The 14,769-nt window shown below is 62.5% G+C and carries 14 protein-coding genes; 3 read left to right on the forward strand and 11 right to left on the reverse strand.

The genetic code is table 11. The annotated features are described in order from the left end of the window. Positions 1–107: 107 nt before the first annotated feature. Genes J3P92_RS00850 through J3P92_RS00860 form a run of 3 tightly spaced genes read left to right on the forward strand, consistent with a single transcriptional unit; the run spans position 108 to position 2,392 of the window. Complete coding sequence (locus J3P92_RS00850) at positions 108–542, forward strand: DcrB-related protein (protein WP_420767124.1); 435 nt, start codon at positions 108–110, stop codon at positions 540–542. A gap of 24 nt (positions 543–566) precedes the next feature. Continuing rightward, the gene (locus tag J3P92_RS00855; RefSeq protein WP_420767125.1) at positions 567–1,862 is read left to right on the forward strand and encodes a PAAR domain-containing protein; all 1,296 of its coding nucleotides are present in this window, start codon (positions 567–569) and stop codon (positions 1,860–1,862) included. Further along, complete coding sequence (locus tag J3P92_RS00860; protein WP_420767126.1) at positions 1,859–2,392, forward strand: hypothetical protein; 534 nt, start codon at positions 1,859–1,861, stop codon at positions 2,390–2,392. Before J3P92_RS00855 ends, J3P92_RS00860 begins: the two co-directional genes overlap by 4 nt. 81 nt (positions 2,393–2,473) lie before the next feature. Here the strand turns inward: J3P92_RS00860 and J3P92_RS00865 are convergent, their stop codons facing one another. The 11 genes from J3P92_RS00865 to tssB all read right to left on the reverse strand — a co-directional run bounded on the left by J3P92_RS00865 (position 2,474) and on the right by tssB (position 14,743). Further along, the gene (locus J3P92_RS00865) at positions 2,474–2,896 is read right to left on the reverse strand and encodes a DcrB-related protein (RefSeq protein ID WP_434561590.1); all 423 of its coding nucleotides are present in this window, start codon (positions 2,894–2,896) and stop codon (positions 2,474–2,476) included. A gap of 18 nt (positions 2,897–2,914) precedes the next feature. Next, positions 2,915–4,852: a type VI secretion system tip protein TssI/VgrG gene (tssI, locus tag J3P92_RS00870; RefSeq protein ID WP_420767128.1), complete on the reverse strand. Its 1,938-nt coding sequence runs from the start codon at positions 4,850–4,852 to the stop codon at positions 2,915–2,917. A gap of 159 nt (positions 4,853–5,011) precedes the next feature. Continuing rightward, complete coding sequence (tssH, locus tag J3P92_RS00875; protein ID WP_434608818.1) at positions 5,012–7,702, reverse strand: type VI secretion system ATPase TssH; 2,691 nt, start codon at positions 7,700–7,702, stop codon at positions 5,012–5,014. Continuing rightward, positions 7,695–8,747, reverse strand: a complete 1,053-nt coding sequence (tssG, locus tag J3P92_RS00880; RefSeq protein WP_434561594.1) for a type VI secretion system baseplate subunit TssG — start codon at positions 8,745–8,747, stop codon at positions 7,695–7,697. Before tssG ends, tssH begins: the two co-directional genes overlap by 8 nt. After that, positions 8,711–10,570 carry a type VI secretion system baseplate subunit TssF gene (gene tssF, locus J3P92_RS00885; RefSeq protein ID WP_434608822.1) on the reverse strand — a complete coding sequence of 620 codons (1,860 nt, stop codon included), beginning with the start codon at positions 10,568–10,570 and terminating at the stop codon, positions 8,711–8,713. Before tssF ends, tssG begins: the two co-directional genes overlap by 37 nt. Further along, the gene (tssE, locus tag J3P92_RS00890) at positions 10,567–11,079 is read right to left on the reverse strand and encodes a type VI secretion system baseplate subunit TssE (RefSeq protein ID WP_420767132.1); all 513 of its coding nucleotides are present in this window, start codon (positions 11,077–11,079) and stop codon (positions 10,567–10,569) included. The genes tssF and tssE overlap by 4 nt, the downstream gene beginning before the upstream one ends. Further along, positions 11,073–11,498 carry a hypothetical protein gene (locus J3P92_RS00895; RefSeq protein WP_434649640.1) on the reverse strand — a complete coding sequence of 142 codons (426 nt, stop codon included), beginning with the start codon at positions 11,496–11,498 and terminating at the stop codon, positions 11,073–11,075. The genes tssE and J3P92_RS00895 overlap by 7 nt, the downstream gene beginning before the upstream one ends. Beyond that, complete coding sequence (locus tag J3P92_RS00900) at positions 11,495–11,947, reverse strand: T6SS effector amidase Tae4 family protein (protein ID WP_420767134.1); 453 nt, start codon at positions 11,945–11,947, stop codon at positions 11,495–11,497. Before J3P92_RS00900 ends, J3P92_RS00895 begins: the two co-directional genes overlap by 4 nt. Positions 11,948–12,028: 81 nt before the next feature. Further along, entirely contained in the window at positions 12,029–12,517 is a 489-nt protein-coding gene (locus J3P92_RS00905) for an Hcp family type VI secretion system effector (RefSeq protein WP_420767135.1), read from the reverse strand. Between the two features lie 201 nt (positions 12,518–12,718). Beyond that, complete coding sequence (gene tssC / locus J3P92_RS00910; protein ID WP_030138240.1) at positions 12,719–14,215, reverse strand: type VI secretion system contractile sheath large subunit; 1,497 nt, start codon at positions 14,213–14,215, stop codon at positions 12,719–12,721. A gap of 12 nt (positions 14,216–14,227) precedes the next feature. Beyond that, positions 14,228–14,743, reverse strand: coding sequence for a type VI secretion system contractile sheath small subunit (gene tssB / locus J3P92_RS00915; protein WP_186633609.1), 516 nt, complete (start codon positions 14,741–14,743; stop codon positions 14,228–14,230). Positions 14,744–14,769: the final 26 nt, after the last annotated feature.

Raw genomic sequence — 14,769 nt, forward strand, 5'->3', positions numbered from 1 at the left:
GTCATGGCCTCGAAAACGCTCTCTCCAGGCACCTTGATTGTTGCCATTCATTGCTTGAAGATCTCTCGCTCGTTGATGCCTCCCTCTGCCTGGAAACGACCCGAATCATGACGCTCTACCGCCTCCACGAAGCCGATCTCGACATCCCTGACAGTTGGCAGGACCAGAGCATCAATATCTTCAAGCTGCCTGCCGTTGGCGGTGCCAAGGAAGCCAGTTTCGTCATCAGCCGCGATCCGAGCCGGGGCGATACGCCGTTCAACGACTATGTCGACCAACAACTGGCGAGCGCCGAACAGCAGTTACCGGGTTTCAAGCTGATCAAGCGTTGGGATTTCTTGCTGCACGAGCGCGCCGCAGTGTTGCTTGATTACAGCTGGCAGCGCGAAGGGCGAGAGTTGATGCTGCGCCAGGTGTTTATCGACCGCCAGCCCGTGGGGCTGATTACCACGCTGACGACAACGCCGAACGACCTCGTGTTTCACGAGCCGGCCTGGAAAGCGGCCATGCATTCCTTCAAGGTCTTGCCGGCGACCGCCTGATCATTCCAGGAAGAAGACAACGCAATGGACATGCTGGCTGCTGCGCGCCTTGGCGATGAAATAGCCCACGGTTTTGGTGTCGCCGCGATGGTCGCCGGTGCCGTGGCCGGGGCATTGATCGGCGCGGCGGTGGTGGCGGCCACCGTGGCGACCGGGGGCGTGGCGCTGGCAATCATGGCCGGTTCGATTGCCGCCGGCGGGTTGTCGATGTTCCAGATCCTCAAGGGCCTGAACACCATTTTCAACTTGCCCGAGCCCACGACAGGGGCGTTGATCATGGGCAGTCTCAACGTGCACATCAACCGACGCAATGCCATGCGCGCTGGTGTCGACATGTCGGCCGGTTGCACGGGGCTGCCGATGAACCATCCGATCTGGCCGTTCCCGGTGCTGATTGCCGAAGGCAGCGCCACGGTCTACATCAATGGGAAACCGGCGGCGCGGTTGCAGAGCAAGATGGTCTGCGGCGCCCACATCAAGACTGGCAGCGCGAATACATTCATCGGCGGGCCGACGGTCTCGGTGGCGTTTGTCCTCGACATCGAAGGCTGGCTGCACACCGGACTTGAAGCATTGGGGTTGGTGGCCATGGGCGCTGCCGCCGTGTTGGCGGCGATGGCCGGAGCGGCGGCTTTTGCCGGGTTCGTGGTCATCGGTGGCGCCATGATGGGCGGCATGGCGCTGCTGGGCGACCTGGGCGACCGCCTCGGCCCCGGTTATCGCGATCTGCTCCAAGGCATCGCCGGCATGGCGCTGCTGGGGCTGGGGCCGAAAATGGCGCGTCTCGGCGCGGGGCCAAAACCGCGTGTCGCGGCCTACAAGCCAGGCACGACCGAGGCCGATATCATGGCGATCCCCAAGGGCAGCCGGCCACCGCCGAGCGACTATCTCGAAGGCCCGTACATCGACAAGCACCTCAAGACCTTCGAGGATGAGGGCGGCAGTTTCCTCTTCACCGCCGACGATATTTCCAACCCCAAATACGGGTCGTTCAACCCGAACAAGTTCGTCATGGCGAAGTCGGACCTGAACGCGGTGGTCGCCGAGTACAAAAAAACCGGCGACGTTTCGGTACTGGAATCGGCCTTGGGTTACGATCCGGGGTCGCTGGTGGGCAAGGACATCTACATGATGAACCTGGACAAGCCCAAGGTGCTGATGCCGACCGGCAACGAGGGCGGTGTGAACTCCCTATGGCGACCCGGCGGCCTGACCCATCCAGGCGGCATGCGCGAAGCCGTGCTGGACAACGTGCCCATCGCCCACGGCAACGACATCAATGCGCTGATGACGACCCGAGACGTAGTGAGAATCCAATGAACAACCCGCAAGACAACGTGCTGCTGTTGGCCCTCGCCAATGATGAATTGGATAAATTCCTGGTGGGCGAGCCGTTCTACTTTCTCGAGGCCAAGAACGACAACGACGAGCCCCAAAACGTAGTCGCGGCGTTCGACCGGTTGATCATGCCCTACTGGCTCCAGACCCATGACCCGAGTTTCCCGGCGCGATTCGTGGCGGGCCTGTTGCGGATGCTGGCGACATATCCAGACCGGACACGGGCGATCTACATCGCTGCCGATTGGGTCTGGTATTACCGTTTCTGCCAGGACAAGCAGCGCCAGCAGCCGCTGGGCCCCTACGGCGATCTGTTCGACGTGGACATGGGCGGCGTCGCCTTGGCCCTCAAGCGCCTGTTGGAAAACCACAAGGCCGAACTGGTGGCCGATACGCGGTGGGCCGGTGCGGCGTGGAACAGCCCGGACGGCATGTGGACGCCCTTGATGCGTTCGGCGGTGATGGTGCGGGACAAGTTGGGCGGGCCGGATTTCGTGCCGGCCAATATCTGAGCCGGCCATTGCCTGGTCAGGACAAAAAGCCGACATCGCAGGTACGAAGCCGCTCTGTAGCGAGGGGTTCACGCCTGCGCATCAAAACGTCAACGAGCCCTTGATCGTCGCCCAGTGCGCTGCCTCGGCATCGCCCAGCTTCTGGGCTTTTACATAGCTCAAGGCAAGCATCTTGCGCGTGCCCGGCAATACCAGCGCCAGTTGATACTGGAAGACCTTCTCGTTGCCCTTGTTGAACTGGCTGCGCAATTCAATGGCTTCGACTTCCTGGTTCGCACCCACGCGCAGGGTGGCGCCCGGCTGGCAGCGCAGGTCCTGGACTTGTTTCTCCAAGCGCTTGAGCTGCTCGTCGAGATTGCTTTGCAAGGTTTCACCCTCGGCCAGCAGGCTGCGGCTGACGATCAGCGACGTGCCCAGTTCAGGAAACTTGAGGATATTGATCGAGGCGTCGAGCAACTCGGCGGGCGGCAGTTGCAGCTGGAATTCGTTGAGGCGGTAAGTCATGGTGCTTGGTTCTCTGAATTAGCCCTTGGGCGCCGGGAACGCGGCGGCGACGTTCGCGTCGATGCTGGCCTTGACGCCCTGACCGTCCGGCGTGGCGCCGGGGCCGCCGCCATTGTTGAGGTGCAGCACGCCGCCGGTGTTGAATTCGGCATCGCCGCTGGCGTAAAAGCTGATTTGCACGCCGGTCAGGTTGATCTGGCCGCTGGCGTTGAGCTCCAGGATGCTTTCACCGCACACCAGGCGCAGGTTCTCGCCCACTTCGATGACGTAGCTCTGGCTGATGCTGTCGGTCTTGCGCTGGCCCACCGACAAAATGTCCTCCTGCTTGACGATGCGCAGGCGGTTGTTGCCGATGGTCACGGTTTCGTTGTGGCCAATGCTTTTGTTGCGGTCGTGGCCCACCGAATGGCTTTCGTCCACCTCGACCACGATGTCCTGGTTGCGCTCGGCGTGGATGTACAACTGCTCGGCGCCTTTCTTGTCTTCCATGCGGATTTCGTTGAAGTTCGCCGGCGTGCCGCCTTTGCTCGAACGGCTCTTCATGCCGCTCTGGGTGGCATTTTCAGGCAGGTCGTAGGGCACGGTCTGCTCGGCGTTGTAGACACGACCGGTGATGATCGGCCGGTCAGGGTCGCCCTCGAGGAAGCTCACGATGACTTCCTGGCCGATGCGCGGAATCTGCATCGAGCCCCAGTTCTTGCCGGCCCAGGACTGCGACACGCGAATCCAGCACGAGCTGTTTTCGTTGGATTGGTCGTGCCGGTCCCAATAGAAGTGCACTTTCACCCGGCCGAACTGATCGGTCCAGATTTCCTCGCCCTTGGGGCCGACCACCAACGCGGTCTGCGGTCCCTTGACGATGGGCCGGTGGGTGATCGCCATCGGCCGGAAGCTCTGTTGGGCGTCGATACAGGTCAGGCTGCTTTCGAACTGTGCCGAAGGCGCGCCGACGCCGCTCTCGCCGCTTTCCTGGGAGATGTAATAGCGCGCGCCGACGATCAGGTATTCGCGGTTCTGGTCCTGTCGGGTGAAGCCGGTGAGGCTGAACAGATGCCCCGACCCCAGGCCCCGGGCGTTGCCCGCCAGCTCGACCTGCTCGTGCTGGGTCTGCAAGGCTTCGATTCGGGTGCGGGCGTAGTGCTCGCCGTCTTCGCTTTGCACGTAGGTGCCCGGGTAATCGAACAGCGGATAGTCGCCGGCAGCGTGCGGGCGGGGCATGGCCGAGCGCACGTCGATGCGCGCGCTGGGGCGCTGGAAATCATAGTCGTTAAGCTCCAGCGAACCCGGCTGGACTTCCTGAGCCAGGTGCCAGTCGTGGATATGGTCGCGCTCGCGCTGCTGCTCGTTCTTCGGGTAGTAAGGCACCGATCCATAGCCGGGCGCCGTGGTGTGGGCGCCGTAGGCGTCGGCCAGCACCAGCACATGACGGCCCTGTTCATGGCGGAAAAAGTAGTAGATGCCTTCCTGTTCCATCAACCGACTGACGAAATCGAAGCTGGTCTCGCGGTACTGGACGCAGTATTCCCACTCGCGATACGGGCGGCTGAGGGTGTCTTCGAAGTCGGAAAAACCCAGGTCGCGAAACACCTGCTTGATGATCTGCGGGATGGTCAGGTTCTGGAAAATCCGGCAGTCGGAAGTGCGTGTCAGCAGCCACAACCAAGGGCGCAGCGTGGCCTGGTAACTGGCGAACTGGCCCTGGTCGACGTTCTGGCTGAAGCGCGCAACGATGCCGTGGAAATGCCGTTCGCCGCCACCGTCCAGCTGAACGCTCACGCACATCGGTTTGCCGAGCACCTGATTGAGGTCGATGGCGTTGTCCAGCGAGTGCAGCTGCAACTCATAGTTGAACAGCCGCCCCAGCTCTTCGCCGCCGCCCATGTCCTTGAGCAACAACACCTCGGGCCCCAGCGGGCTGGTGATCTTGGCCAGGCGTGAGGCTTGGTTGAATAGCATCGGTGATCTCATGTAAAGGGTAATAACTGACGGAACCGAATAGCCCTTGTGGGAGCGAGCCTGCTCGCGAAAGCGGTGTGTCAGTCAACAAGGATGTCACTGAAAGATTGCATTCGCGAGCAGGCTCGCTCCCACAGGGTCGTGCGGTGTTACCTGAAGTCAGGCCGCATCGCTGAAATCGTACTTCAGTTCATTGTCCACCGCGCTGATCCGCACGCCGGCCATGGCCTTGCCTTCGAGCATGCGGGTGAGAAACTCGCGGCTCATGTCCGGCAGCAGGCTGTTGGTCAGGATGGTGTCGATCATGCGCCCGCCGCTTTCGGTTTCGGTGCAACGCGAGACGATCAGGTCGATCACCGCGTCGTCGTAGTCGAAGGCCACTTTATGGGTGCTCTCCACGCGCTTCTTGATGCGGTTGAGTTGCAGGCGGGTAATGGCCTTGAGCATCTCATCGCTGAGCGGGTAATACGGGATCGTCACCAGGCGACCCAGCAGCGCCGGCGGGAAAATTTCCAGCAGCGGTTGGCGCAGGGCTTTGGCGATCTCTTCCGGCTCGGGCACGTTCTGCGGGTCCTTGCAGACCTGGGCGATCAGCTCGGTGCCGGCGTTGGTGGTCAGCAGGATCAGGGTGTTCTTGAAGTCGATCACCCGGCCTTCGCCGTCTTCCATCACGCCCTTGTCGAATACCTGGAAAAAGATCTCATGTACGTCCGGGTGGGCTTTTTCAACCTCGTCCAGCAGCACCACGCTGTACGGTTTGCGCCGCACGGCTTCGGTCAGCACGCCGCCTTCGCCGTAGCCGATGTAGCCCGGTGGCGCGCCCTTGAGGGTGGACACGGTGTGGGCTTCCTGGAACTCGCTCATGTTGATGGTGATGACGTTCTGCTCGCCGCCGTACATGGCTTCGGCCAGGGCCAGGGCGGTTTCGGTCTTGCCCACGCCGGAGGTGCCGGCGAGCATGAACACGCCAATCGGCTTGCTCGGGTTGTCGAGGCCGGCGCGGGAGGTCTGGATGCGCTTGGCGATCATCTGCAAGGCATGGTCCTGGCCGATGATGCGTTTTTTCAGGTGCTGGTCGAGGTTGAGCACGGTTTCCAGTTCGTTGCGGGCCATGCGGCCCACCGGGATACCGGTCCAATCGGCAACCACCGAGGCCACGGCCTGGTAATCCACGGTCGGCAGGATCAGTGGGTTTTCACCTTGCAGGGCGGTCAGGCGCTGTTGCAGGTCCACCAGTTTCTCGCGCAGGGCGTGGCTTTCGTTGTCAGAAGCTTCGCTGCGGTCTTCGCTGTCCACCGCGCCGACGCGCTCGCGCAGGGTGGCGCGGGTTTCCAGCAATTGGTCCACCAGGGTTTTCTCTCCGGCCCAGCGGCTTTCCAGCTCCGCCAGACGCTCACGTTCGGCGCCCAGCAGGCTTTCGCTCTGGGTCTGGCGGCTGCCGATGGCCACGCCGATGGCGTGCTCGCGGGCAATGATTTGCAGCTCGGTTTCCAGCGCTTCGATACGGCGGCGGCTGTCGTCCACTTCGGCGGGCACGGCGTGCAGGCTGATGGCGACGCGGGCGCAGGCGGTGTCCAGCAGGCTCACGGATTTATCCGGCAACTGGCGCGCGGGAATGTAGCGGTGGGACAACTTGACCGAGGCTTCCAGGGCTTCGTCGAGGATCTGCACCTGGTGGTGTTTTTCCATGGTCGAGGCCACGCCCCGCATCATCAGCAGGGCTTTGTCTTCAGACGGTTCGGCGACTTGCACCACTTGGAAGCGGCGGGTCAGGGCGGGGTCTTTTTCGATGTGCTTCTTGTACTCGGCCCAGGTCGTGGCGGCCACGGTGCGCAAGGTGCCGCGGGCCAGGGCCGGCTTGAGCAGGTTGGCCGCGTCGCCCGTGCCGGCGGCGCCACCGGCACCCACCAGGGTGTGGGCTTCGTCGATGAACAGGATGATCGGCTTGGGCGAGGCCTGGACGTCTTCGATGACCTGGCGCAAGCGTTGTTCGAATTCGCCTTTCATGCTCGCGCCGGCCTGCAACAGGCCCACGTCGAGGCTGCGCAGCTCCACGTCCTTGAGGGACGGCGGCACGTCGCCGGCGACGATGCGCAAGGCAAAGCCTTCGACCACGGCGGTCTTGCCCACGCCGGCTTCACCGGTGAGGATCGGGTTGTTCTGCCGACGGCGCATGAGGATGTCCACCAGTTGGCGGATCTCTTCGTCACGGCCGACGATGGGGTCGAGCTTGCCGCTGCGGGCCTGCTCGGTGAGGTCGACGGTAAAGCGCTTGAGCGCTTCCTGCTTGCCCATGGCGCTAGGGGCCATCGCGCCGCTGGCCTCGCCCGGCACCGCGCCGGCGTTGAAACCGTCGCTGGCGGCCAGGGCGTTTTCCGGCGAGTCGCCAACGTATTCATCGAAGCGTTCGCTCAAGGCTTCAACCTTGACTTTGTCGAACTCCGACGACAGGCCCAGCAGCGCGTGGCGCAGGCTCGGCGTCTTGAGGATGCCCAGCACCAAATAACCGGTGCGCACCTGGCTTTCGCCGAACATCAGGCTGCCGTAGACCCAGCCACGTTCCACGGCTTCTTCAACGTGGGAGGACAGGTCGGTGATCGATGTCGAACCGCGTGGCAAACGATCCAGTGCCTCGGTCAGGTCACGGGCCAGGCGCGCCGGCTCGATGTTGAACTGGCGGATGATGCGGTGCAGGTCCGAGTCCTGCAGTTGCAGCAATTGATGAAACCAGTGGGCCAGCTCCACATAAGGGTTACCGCGCAATTTGCAGAACACGGTGGCGGCTTCGATGGCTTTGTAGGCCACGCTGTTGAGTTTGCCGAACAACGCGGCGCGACTGATTTCACCCATGCTCATGGCTCCTTGAGGTCTGTGAGGTGTTGGCCTGTTCGGCGTAGTGCCGGGCCAGTATTAGATCGTTGGCATCTTTTTCAGGTCGTCCCAGCCAGGTGTTGAAGCCCAGGCGGAAACGGCCATTGAGTTGTAGTGGGGGCACTTCGGGCTGTTCCAGCACCAGGTTCAGGTCCCAGTCCAGCTCGTGTCCCAGGTATTCGGCGACCCAGGCCACCAGCTCGTTGAACGGTTGGCTGCCGGGCAGCATGCCCATGTAGTCATCGAGCTTGAGCGGGCCCAGGCGAATGCGGAATTTGTGCTGGCGGTCCCACACGAAACGGCCCAGGCAGAAGTCCACGCCCAACTGATGGGCGCTGACACCGACGCGGCTGCGCTCCGGCAGTTCCAGCCACTGGCCGACGTATTCTTCGATTTCCACCGGCAGGCCGAAATACTCGCTGAGGATCGCCTTCAGGCCGTCCGGATAACGGGTTTGCGCCGAGAGGTGGCCACTGTAGTGCAGCTTCGCCGTGTCGGGGATCAACCCTTGGTTGAGCAGGCTCGGCATGCCCCGGCCGCTGAGTGCCGCCAGGCGCGCCGACCAATAGTCATCGTCCGGGCGATCGTGGCTGACGGTCGGCCGCGCTTCGGCCCAGGCCCGGTAGAACAGGCTGAGCAGGCGATGGTGAAACACGTCGAGGAAGCGCTTGCTGGTGCTGTCGCCATTGTTGCGCTGGCGTTCGCGCACGTATTCGGTGATGTGCAGCGGCATCGGGCCGTTGGGGCCGCCGAGGCCGAAGAAGAACTGTTCCAGGCGCGCCGGCGCGCCGTCCACGCCCGGTTGCACCGAGGCCAGGGTCGCCGGGGCGAAGGTACAGTCGGCCTGTTGCCCGAGGCGCAACGGGTCATCGGCCAGGCGCAGGGAATGGCCCAGGCGCGGCAGTTCGGGGGTTTCACATTCGATGCGCCGCAACGCCTGGAAAAAGTCGTATTCCCAGGGTTCCTGGTGCATCGCCTCCAGGGTACTCAAAGGGTCGGACGACGTCCGGGCTTGGCTTTCCATCGCATGATCTCGCCGCGTTCGGTGGTACGGATCACCGTCTCGGTAAAACTGTTGATCGACACGTAGCGTGCCAGGAAGCGCTCCAGTACCGCGCCGAGCAGGAACACCCCGGTGCCGCGAAACGCGTTTTCATCGAATTCCAGGATGATCTCCAGGCCACGCCCAAAGACGATCGGGCCGGGCATCGGCAGGCGTCGGGTGCAGGCCTTGCTGCTGACCTCCCGTAAGCCTTCGATCTGCAATTGCAGCGCGGCGTCGTTGCTGTCGCCGTACAGTCGCAGCAGCTCACGCAGGGCGGCGGCGCCTTGGCCCTGTTCGCTCAACGACAGGTAGTTCAGGGACAACTGGCTGATCAATCGCCAGGCCTTGGCGTCATGGGCATGGCTGGCCCGTGGACGACTGGGACCTGCCACGCAACGCACCGCGCCCACCGGCGCACTGTCGGCCAGGGTGAAATCGGTCTTGCCGTTGCCCACGCTCATGAACAGCGGAAGATCGCGGTTGGTGCACAGCGCGGTCACCCCCAGCTGGCGCAAGTCGTGGCGATAGGGCGCTTGCTGGCTGTCCACCAGGCTGACAAAGGTCTCGCTGCCGACGTAGGTCGAGCGCGGGCCGTTGCGGCGCTGGTCGCTGGACAGCACGCGCGGCTCACGGCGTACCGTGTAATAGGCTTTGTCGCGGCCATAGCGGGACGGATCGCGCACGGCGTAGAACGGCAGGAACGGTTGCTCCGGCCCGGTGCCGTGGCCGGTCAGCCCCGTCAGCGAATGCACTTCGAAATCCATCGGCCGGGTGCGGTCGGCGATCACGTGATGTTCGTTGACGCGGTCCGACAAGTGAATGCGGTCCAGGCGCTTGGGAAACAGGTTGATCGCCGGGGTGCAGAACGGCAGGAACTGCGAAGCGCCAACGCTGCCTTCCAGGCTCGGATCGTGACGGTCGAACAGCACGATCAATTCCAGCTCCTGGCCTTCGCAACGCTTGACCGCACGGCTGAGCTGGGTGAAGTCGACGAACAGGAAACGATGGGGCAGGGCGAAGTATTCCTGCAACAGGCGATAGCCCTGGAACGCCCGCGACACCACCGGCAATGCGGCCTCGGCGTCATCGAAGCCTTGGGAACGCAATGCATCCTGGGGCAACCGCTCGACCCAATTGCCGCCGGGCTGGCGCGCGAACACCGCGCAGGCGTTGCCCAGCAGTTGTTCGTAAAGGCGGAAGGGCTGTTCGTCGGCGCCGCTGAGGTACAGCGGCAGGTTGTCCAGGGCCAGGCTGTTGAACGGCAGCTCGGCGCCGGTGCGCAGGGTCAGGCGCAGGCCGGCCTTGGCTTTCGGTTCGCTGGCGGCCAGGCGCCCGAGCACGGCGGACGGGTTGCCGAAATATTCGGCCTGGCTGACCTGCAACGGCCACAACGTCACCGGGTGAGCGGTGCGGTACTCGCAGCAAGTCTGGGATTCGCGACCTAGGGCGGCGCGCAGTACGGTATCGCGGGGCAGCGGGAAACCGCTGCTCAGCGAGCCTTCGTCCGGGTCGGCCTGCATCTGCACCACGGTCATCGACGGCGTCGGCGCCAGGTAGTGCGGGTAGGCGATTTCCAGCAGGTTGTGGGTGAAGGTCGGGTACTCGGCGTCGAGCTTGAGTTGTACCCGCGCCGTCAGATAGGCGAAGCCTTCCAGCAGGCGCTCGACATACGGGTCGGCGCAGTCCATCCCGGCCAAGGTCAGCCGGCTGGCGATCTTGGGGTATTCCTTGGCGAACTCCGCGGCGCTTTCGCGCACGTGGTGCAGTTCCTGGTTGTACAGCTCCAGCAGGCGCGGGTTCATGGGCGTCTCCGCTGGTCGGCGTTGACGACGCGCACGTGGCCGGTTTCCAGGTCCAGGTCGGTTTGCAGCATCAGGCGCAGCGGCACCGGCTGCGCCCAGAGGTCGCCTTCGATCTCGAAGCTCAGGGCGTTGTGGTTCATCTCGGCCGTCGCCCGGGCTCGCACGCGCAACGTGTGACGCAGGATGCGCGGTTCGAACGTGGCGATGGCCTGATGGATCAAGGTTTCCAGGGCGGCGACGTCGACGTTCGACGCGCTGTTGCCCGCCAGCGCCGGCAGGCCGAAATTCACCACCGACGTGCCCGCCGGCGTGTGCAGCGTGGCATCGCCGTCGAGCAGCGAGGTGGTGTTGAGCAGCCACGCCAGGTCACGCAGCACCGAGGCTTTCAATTGCGTCAGAGAAAGCACGCGCTTGTCGGCGCTTTCCTTGGGGTTGGTCGGATCGTCGTCGGTCAGCCGGTCCAGCAGGGACGGTTGCAAGCGATCGCGGGTGGCGATTTCGGTTACCACGTGAATGGCGCTACGTACATTTTCTGGTCCGCTCCCGGGCCGCAGAATGCATAGATGCTTACCGGAGCTGCTTCAAAGCCCTGCGGCATCTGACGGATAGCCTGCATCTTGGTGATGCAATCGCGACTGGGCGCGGGCATTTGCTCGCTACGCCAAACCGCAAATATCGGTACTTCGTTGAACTTCTCCACGCGCAGCTGCTGCTTGTCCAACATAAAGCTGCAGGGCCATTCCATATCCAATTGCATGCGGCTCTGGTCGGGTTTGAGCAGTGCGCACTGGCCTTGATCGTCAATCAGGCTAAGTGCTTGCCCAGCGAAAACAGCTCGGGTTGCCGTCGTCTCGGTATGTTCGGCACATGCGCTCAGGCAAACCAGATTCATCGCCAGGCAAGCAGCGAGCAGGTGCTTTTTCATCATGTCAGCTCCCAGAACCAGACAGCCTTGGACCTGTAGAAAAGATCACCGGTTTGAGTCACGCCCCGGTTCCATAGATCGATGTGATCGCCGGTGCGGTTTTCCTCGGTCTGGCCCTGTTGCCGATAACAGTCTTTGAAGAATATCAACCCGGTCTTGCTCATCAACTTCTGCCGGTCGGCGGCGCTATTGCTGAGGATGGTAGGACGCCCCAGATGGTGCTTCCACAACCAGTTCGCCAACGATTCGGCGCCCCTGGCGTGTTCATGGGCACACTTGGGTTCGGTGTAGGTGAATTTATTGACTTTGATAGTCTTCTCGGCATTGAGCGTCACGCTCATGCGTATGGCGCACTGGTTGGCCCACGGACCGTCGCAAGGCTTTGCATCGGGATGGGTTATCCGCAAATCGGAATACGCTTTCCACAAATTGATAAACGCAGGCTTGGCCATGACTCAGACACCGGGCAGGAAAGGATGGGATGCGAGCAAGCACCAAACACCCCCGGCGCGTGGCGCCAGGGGCGTGTTCGATTACACCTTGACGTTCTGACGGATGTTCCAGCCGAACTTGACCGGGCCGCCTTCCTTGGTGCCGTCGGCTTTCTGCGGCTGGTAGTCCACCAGCACCTTGGCGAAGTTCAGGGTGACGTTTTCGGTCAGGCGATCATCGCCACCCGAGCCGCCGGTGCTCAGGGAAGTGATCAGCACTTCTTCCAGGTTGATGATCATGTACTCGACCTGGTTTTCGCCGCCGGCCTTGCGCACGGTCAGCTTGACCTTGTCGACGTGCTTGCCGCTGGCGCAGTGCATCATCAGGTTCGGTGAAGCCTTGTCGACGTACTTGGTCAGAGACAGGTCCTGGATGCTCACCTTGCCCGCGCCACCGCCACTGCCCACGTGCATGTTGCCGGTCTGGGACATGCCCCAGCTCCAGTTCAGGACGTCGATCTCGTCCTTGTGGACCTTGTCCATGGACTCGCCCTTGATGTCGCCGATCTTGATGAAAATATCAACAGCCATGTTTTCTCCCTGTGTGGTCTCTACCACGTTGTTTGGTTGACGCTGACCTTGCGAAATCTGTGTTCGGAACAGCCACGGTGATCTCCTGTGGGAGCGAGGTTGCTCGCGATAGCGGAGTGTCAAATACAGCCATGACAACTGATCCACCGCAATCGCGAGCAAGCTCGCTCCCACATTGGCCTTGCACCGTTCAGTAAATCTTTACGCGCCCTTGGCCGAAGGCAGTTTCGATACCAGGCGCAGCGACACGGTCAGCCCTTCGAGCTGGTAGTGCGGACGCAGGTAGAACTTGGAGTTGTAGTACCCCGGGTTGCCTTCGACTTCTTCGACGATCACTTCGGCGGCAGCAAGCGGGTGCTGGGCCTTGGTGGTCTCGGTGGAGTGCGCCGGATCACCGTCGACGTAGTTCAGGATCCAGTCCTGCAACCAGCGCTGCATTTCGTCCTTCTCTTTGAAGGAGCCGATCTTGTCGCGCACGATGCACTTGAGGTAGTGGGCGAAACGGCAGGTGGCGAACAGGTACGGCAGGCGCGCGGCCAGGTTGGCGTTGGCGGTGGCGTCCGGGTCGTCGTATTCGGCCGGTTTCTGCAGGGACTGGGCGCCGATGAACGCGGCGAAGTCGGTGTTTTTCTTGTGCAGCAGCGGCATGAAACCGTTCTTCGCCAGTTCCGCTTCACGGCGGTCCGAGATAGCGATTTCAGTCGGGCACTTCATGTCCACGCCACCGTCGTCGGTCGGGAACGTGTGGGCCGGCAGGTTTTCCACTTCACCGCCCGACTCCACGCCACGGATGCGCGAGCACCAGCCGAAGTGTTTGAAGGAACGGTTGATGTTCACCGCCATCGCGTAGGCAGCGTTGGCCCAGGTGTACTTGGAGCTGTCGGCGCCGTCGGTGTTTTCTTCGAAGGCGAAGGCTTCCACCGGGTCGGTCTTGGCGCCGTACGGCAAGCGCGCCAGGAAGCGCGGCATGGTCAGGCCGATGTAGCGCGAGTCTTCCGACTCACGCAGCGAACGCCAGCCGGCGTATTCCGGCGTGGTAAAGATCTTGGTCAGGTCGCGCGGGTTCGACAGTTCCTGCCAGGAGCCCATGCCCATCACGGTTGGCGAGGCAGCGGCAATGAACGGCGCGTGCATCGCGGCGCAGACTTTCGACAGTTCGCCCAGCAGTTCCACGTCCGGTGGCGACTGGTCGAAGTAGTAGTCGCCCACCAGGCAGCCGTAAGGCTCGCCGCCGAACTGGCCGTATTCTTCTTCGTACATCTTCTTGAAGATCGGGCTCTGGTCCCACGCGGTGCCCTTGAATTTCTTCAGGGTCTTGTGCAGGTCAGGCTTGGAGATGTTGAGTACGCGGATCTTGAGCTGCTCATCGGTCTCGGTGTTGTTGACCAGGTAGTGCAGGCCACGCCAGGCGCTTTCCAATTGCTGGAAATCCGGGTGGTGGATGACCTGGTTGACCTGGGCGGTGAGCTTGGCGTCGATGGCGGCGATGATCGACTCGATCGACTTGATGGCGTCGTTGGACACCAGGTCGGTCTGCGCCAGGGCCTGTTCGGCCAGGGTGCGCACGGCGGTCTCGACGGCTTCGCGGGCACGTTCGGTCTTGGGTTTGAATTCTTGCAGCAGCAGCGAGGCGAACTCGCTGGTTTCTTCGGTGGCGCCCAGGTTCTGGGGCTGATTGTCGCGTACCAAATCGTTCATGATCGTTAGTCCTTAAGCCTTGGGCTCTGCGTCGGCGGGCTTCGGCGCGCTCGCCAGGGCCTGCAACAGCGCTGGGTCCTTGATCGCCTTCATGATGATTTCCTCGGCGCCGGTCTTGCCGTCCATGTAGGTCAGCAGGTTGGCCAATTGGGTACGCGCTTCGAGCAGCTTGTTCAGCGAGTCGATCTTGCGCGCCACGGCTGCCGGGCTGAAGTCGTCCATGCTTTCGAAGGTCAGGTCCAGGCTCAGGTTGCCTTCGCCGGTCAATTCGTTAGGCACATGGAACGCCACGCGCGGCTGCATGGCCTTGAGGCGCGAGTCGAAATTGTCGACGTCGATCTCGAGGAACTTGCGATCGGCCACCGGTGCCAGAGGCTCGGCGGGCTTGCCGGCGAGGTCGGCCATTACCCCCATGACGAAGGGCAACTGGACCTTTTTCTCGGCGCCGTAGAGCTCGACGTCGTACTCGATCTGCACTCGAGGCGCGCGGTTGCGCGCGATGAATTTCTGAGAACTTTGCTTCGCCACGTTGCTGCTCCTGGTCGCTTGAGCGA

It is taken from the genome of Pseudomonas sp. D3-27 (genome assembly GCF_051132165.1).
GTDB lineage: Bacteria > Pseudomonadota > Gammaproteobacteria > Pseudomonadales > Pseudomonadaceae > Aquipseudomonas.

Bases quoted from the DNA above. Each gene is read 5' to 3' on its own strand.
- J3P92_RS00860 (WP_420767126.1), top strand. From the start codon at position 1,859: ATGAACAACCCGCAAGACAACGTGCTGCTGTTGGCCCTCGCCAATGAT.
- J3P92_RS00895 (WP_434649640.1), bottom strand. From the start codon at position 11,498: ATGATGAAAAAGCACCTGCTCGCTGCTTGCCTGGCGATGAATCTGGTT.
- J3P92_RS00855 (WP_420767125.1), top strand. From the start codon at position 567: ATGGACATGCTGGCTGCTGCGCGCCTTGGCGATGAAATAGCCCACGGT.
- J3P92_RS00865 (WP_434561590.1), bottom strand. From the start codon at position 2,896: ATGACTTACCGCCTCAACGAATTCCAGCTGCAACTGCCGCCCGCCGAG.
- tssG (WP_434561594.1), bottom strand. From the start codon at position 8,747: ATGGAAAGCCAAGCCCGGACGTCGTCCGACCCTTTGAGTACCCTGGAG.
- tssH (WP_434608818.1), bottom strand. From the start codon at position 7,702: ATGGGTGAAATCAGTCGCGCCGCGTTGTTCGGCAAACTCAACAGCGTG.
- J3P92_RS00900 (WP_420767134.1), bottom strand. From the start codon at position 11,947: ATGGCCAAGCCTGCGTTTATCAATTTGTGGAAAGCGTATTCCGATTTG.
- tssF (WP_434608822.1), bottom strand. From the start codon at position 10,570: ATGAACCCGCGCCTGCTGGAGCTGTACAACCAGGAACTGCACCACGTG.
- J3P92_RS00850 (WP_420767124.1), top strand. From the start codon at position 108: ATGACGCTCTACCGCCTCCACGAAGCCGATCTCGACATCCCTGACAGT.
- tssC (WP_030138240.1), bottom strand. From the start codon at position 14,215: ATGAACGATTTGGTACGCGACAATCAGCCCCAGAACCTGGGCGCCACC.
- J3P92_RS00905 (WP_420767135.1), bottom strand. From the start codon at position 12,517: ATGGCTGTTGATATTTTCATCAAGATCGGCGACATCAAGGGCGAGTCC.
- tssI (WP_420767128.1), bottom strand. From the start codon at position 4,852: ATGCTATTCAACCAAGCCTCACGCCTGGCCAAGATCACCAGCCCGCTG.